This window comes from Lysinibacillus sp. NPDC047702 (assembly GCF_050272555.1).
Taxonomy (GTDB): Bacteria; Bacillota; Bacilli; order Bacillales_A; family Planococcaceae; genus Lysinibacillus.
On record NZ_JBNNMG010000124.1, the window covers coordinates 1 to 4,137 of the forward strand.

A 4,137-nucleotide genomic window follows, 5' to 3' on the forward strand; every position below is an offset into this window, starting at 1 on the left:
TTATTGATACTGCAATTAAAGGTTTGGAGAATGATAAAGCTAATAGTGAAGATTTGACATCACTTGAACAAACGGTCACTGAACATTTGGCTGAAGTTGTGTGGCATGATGTTATTTTGTTAAATGGTTGGGAGCCCTATAAAGTCGGTTATGAACCAAAATTTACTATAGATAAACATAATAATTTAATTATTAAAGGTACAATTAAAAATGGAGTAACAACACGTAATACTACAATATTTGAATTACCTGAAGGTGTACGACCTACTACGTATAGGACTTTTATTGTAGGTAACAATAATCAAAACATAGACAATTTCCAATTTACTGTGGTAGGAATAAGTGTATCGCCATCAGGAAATGTAAATTTAGATACTGTTGTACCATACACGCAATTATTAACACTAGACGAGATACGCATACAAATGTGAGGTGAAGGTAAGTGAGAAAAACAAAAACAGAGCATGGATTTTTTACAGATAATGAAGAATCTGGAGAAACAGCGGAAGAAGTATATGAAAAGTGGTTGTTACAAGATTTGCATCCACCTCTACAAGAAATCCAAGACGCTGAAATGGAAATAAAAACAATTAATTTATTAACAGACATGGGGGTTATTTAGATGGACAAATTACACTTAGAAGGATTAACAATTATACAAAAACGGCTAGTAAAGGCATATGCTACCACTGTAATGGGCGGTGTCCGCACAGTGCAAGATGTTAAACCGGTAGAGCTACAACACTATGTAGAGTTAGAAATTGCTGAACGTGAAATCTCCATTTTAACAGGAGCTTAATTTTCAATCTTGGAGAGGGTATAAAATAATTTGTAAACATTGTACATCCAGAAAGTAGTGTAAATTCATATAATTGAATGGTACTATTTGATTATTGAATCATTTATTAGGAGGATTTATGAAGAAATTAATGTATTTGGAGGGTTTAAGAGGTGTTGCTGCAATTATTGTAGTTCTTAGTCATTTCGTGCAGTTTTTTTATCCTAGATTGCTATATTCAGATGATAGTTTAACACATATTTACCTAGAATCTTGGATAAGCAACACTCCTTTAAATCTTATTTACAATGGTAATTTTGCCGTTTGCATTTTCTTTATTCTAAGTGGCTATGTATTGAGTTTGAAGTTTTTGAAAACAAAAGATCCTATTGTACTTTATGAAATGGCCTCTAAAAGGTATTTTAGATTAGCTATACCTGTATCAGTTTCTATTTTCATTTCTTATATAATTGTGCGAGTAGGCGGAATTTTTTATTCTAAGATAATGTCAATGACGTTAGTGTCTATAGATAAACTTTTCGAATTAAATCATAACTCATTTCAAGTTATTAAATTAGCATTATATGATGTTTTTATTAAAGGTGATGCATCGTACAATCCTGTTTTATGGACAATGAAGTATGAATTATTCGGGTCATTCATGATTTTTATTTTATTGCCATTAATCGCGTATAGAAAGTACTCTTATATAAAGTATGTTTTGTATATATTCCTTGTCATTTTTATTTCAAAAGTTGCAGAATTATATTTTGTTTCTTTTGTTTTAGGAATGATGTTATGTGAAATGCATATTTCCAAAACAGGTTTCTTTAAATTTAATAATAAATTTCTCAAGATGTGTTATTTAATAATAGGTATTTATTTTGGAACTTTCCCATATGTAGACACTAAAGGTTCTATTTACGAAGTACTTCAGTTAAGTATTTTAGGTGGAAATGCTTTTGTATTTTACCATATTGTCGGTGCATTTTTCTTATTGATGGCTTTTATCCAATCAGAGTTACTACAAAGATTTTTCTCGAAAACGATTTTTGAGTTCTTGGGTAAAATCTCCTTCTCGATTTATCTGACACATTTTATAATTTTATTTTCATTCTCATCTTTCTTATTTGAAAAACTAAGTCATTTTGGATTCTCATATAATATCACTTTTATTTTAATGGCTGTTCCATCGTTATTAATTATGGTCATAATAGCATACTTTATGTATAAGTATGTAGATTCTTATGCTGTTAAAATTTCTGGGAAAGTATATGATCGTTTCTTTAAAAAAATCTTAATTAGTTTTCGTTCTCTATTTACTAAAAAGACAACAAATGATAGGAAAACATTTTAAAAACGTATAATGCATGATTCTAACAACACCAAAAGCAATTTGTAATTAAAAGTTAGAGACTACTATACATTTTTATGTACTTGTAGTCTCAATAAATAATTATATTTTAGTTTATTGCTTTTTTCCCAAAATAAATGGTGTATATCGATTAATAAAATATATTATCGGCAATAAAACTAACATTGCAAGAAATGTAACTGAAAGACTTCTCAATACTCTGTCATCCATTGCATAACCTATTTCATTGTAAAATATACTTACAAAAAATATTATTGGTAAATGAGTTGCTAGAATAACTAATGAATTTTTACCGAGATATTCTATGAAATTTGATTTTAATAATGAAGCAAATATTATGGTAAGTAATATACCGCAAATTGCAGGTGTATAGAAATTATAATAATCATTTAGTCTATTGTTGTTCATATCAATAATATAGTTATCTTTAATCATTTGATTAATGAACAGCAAGAAAATTGGAAGTGTTATTACGAGTAATTTCACTTTTTGGTTTAATACAGAATTTATCAATCCAACTGTTTTCGATATATATCCAAGTCCGAAAAAAACTATCGCTGAGAAAGCTATATCAATACTCCAAGGTAATCTAATAGGCATGTAAATACTATCTAAATATCCAACAATTGAAAATACTAATAGTACTGTAACCAAAAGCTTTGTGCTAGTAATTTTTTTTAGTATAAAGTAAAAAATAATCTCTACTACGAAAAGACAAGTTAAAAACCACAACGCGACATTGTAATCTAACCAACCAGAAATGCCATTAGAGTAAAAAAATCCGACAAATAATTTTGGCCAATTTATTTCATTAGAGATGAATAAAGGTGTTGTCGCATAATAAATTAAAGAAAGTATCGAAAATATAAAGTATGGAATTAATAATGAGCGAGACTTGTTACTAATGAATTTTCCTAAACTGTTGTATTTTTTAACTGAAAAAAGATATCCAGATAAAAAGAAAAATAATGGCATATGAAACGAATAGATTATTTTCAACCAATTATCAGGTGGGTATGCATGTCCAAGTATTACAATAATGATTCCTAACCCTTTTGCGGTATCAATCCATCGAATTCTGTTTGTATTTTCAAACATTATAATCTCCTTTAATCGTAATGACTATATTATAACTAAAGAAGGTGATATTTTCTTTCTAAACTATATCAGTTCCATAGTGAGCAAATAATGATAAATTTATCTCAGAAGCAACAGAAGTTGTTTAATTATCTGTCTATTTACCAAACCTTAGCATCATAAGGAGTGGTAAGGTGGAAAATAAATTTTTTATAGGAGTCTTTAACGGATTAGTATTAAGTATTATTTTGTGGATTTCTATTTTTGGATGGATACGAATAATTAAAAATTTGTTATAGAATAATCGTTCCAAAATGTTCAACAACGTCACTCATATTGAGTGGCGTATTTTTATTAAAAAAGGAAGTGAAAATATGCCAACACCAAATTTAGGTTTACCAACAATTGACCATAACATGTTTGCTGATGTACCAAGAGACATGAATGCGTTGGCTTATGCAGTAGACGAAGCTGCAGGGCCAAATGGTAAAATCGCATTGAAACAGGAGGTACAATCACTACAACAATCATTTAATAATCATGTTAATGATAATGTTAAACATGTTACAACGCCAGAGCGCGCTGGTTGGAATAAAGCTGTGGCAGACATAGGAGATAGAAATCAACTAAATACTCAAAATAAAGCAAACTTAGTCAGTGCAATAAATGAGGTTTTTACCTCGTCCGTTGATAAAAACATAAAAATAGCATCTGCTATCACGGATAAGGGCGTTCCAACTTCAGCGGATGCGACTAGCGACCAAATGGCTGCTAATATACGTGCTATTCAAACTGGTAAAAAACAGAAATCGGGTTACGTTACTGGAGTCAGGTTAGCAGATGGTAATGATCAAATTACTGTAACAGGCTTAGATTTCTTACCAAGAATGATTTTCGTAAGGTCTCC

The 4,137-nt window shown here is 29.7% G+C and carries 6 protein-coding genes; 5 read left to right on the forward strand and 1 reads right to left on the reverse strand.

The window, feature by feature from the left end; genetic code table 11:
- The 4 genes from ACQKIM_RS27735 to ACQKIM_RS27750 all read left to right on the forward strand — a co-directional run.
- Positions 1-431 (forward strand): hypothetical protein (locus tag ACQKIM_RS27735; protein ID WP_427550149.1); only part of this gene is annotated, 431 nt, incomplete at its 5' end.
- Between the two features lie 11 nt (positions 432-442).
- Entirely contained in the window at positions 443-622 is a 180-nt protein-coding gene (locus ACQKIM_RS27740) for a hypothetical protein (RefSeq protein ID WP_427550151.1), read from the forward strand.
- Positions 623-799, forward strand: coding sequence for a hypothetical protein (locus tag ACQKIM_RS27745; RefSeq protein WP_427550153.1), 177 nt, complete (start codon positions 623-625; stop codon positions 797-799).
- Positions 800-917: 118 nt separating this feature from the next.
- The gene (locus ACQKIM_RS27750) at positions 918-2,135 is read left to right on the forward strand and encodes an acyltransferase family protein (RefSeq protein ID WP_427550155.1); all 1,218 of its coding nucleotides are present in this window, start codon (positions 918-920) and stop codon (positions 2,133-2,135) included.
- Positions 2,136-2,246: 111 nt separating this feature from the next.
- Here the strand turns inward: ACQKIM_RS27750 and ACQKIM_RS27755 are convergent, their stop codons facing one another.
- Positions 2,247-3,251, reverse strand: a complete 1,005-nt coding sequence (locus ACQKIM_RS27755; protein WP_427550157.1) for an acyltransferase family protein — start codon at positions 3,249-3,251, stop codon at positions 2,247-2,249.
- Between the two features lie 353 nt (positions 3,252-3,604).
- Here ACQKIM_RS27755 and ACQKIM_RS27760 point away from each other — a divergent pair.
- On the forward strand, positions 3,605-4,137 hold a 533-nt coding region (locus tag ACQKIM_RS27760; protein WP_427550160.1), incomplete at its 3' end, for a hypothetical protein.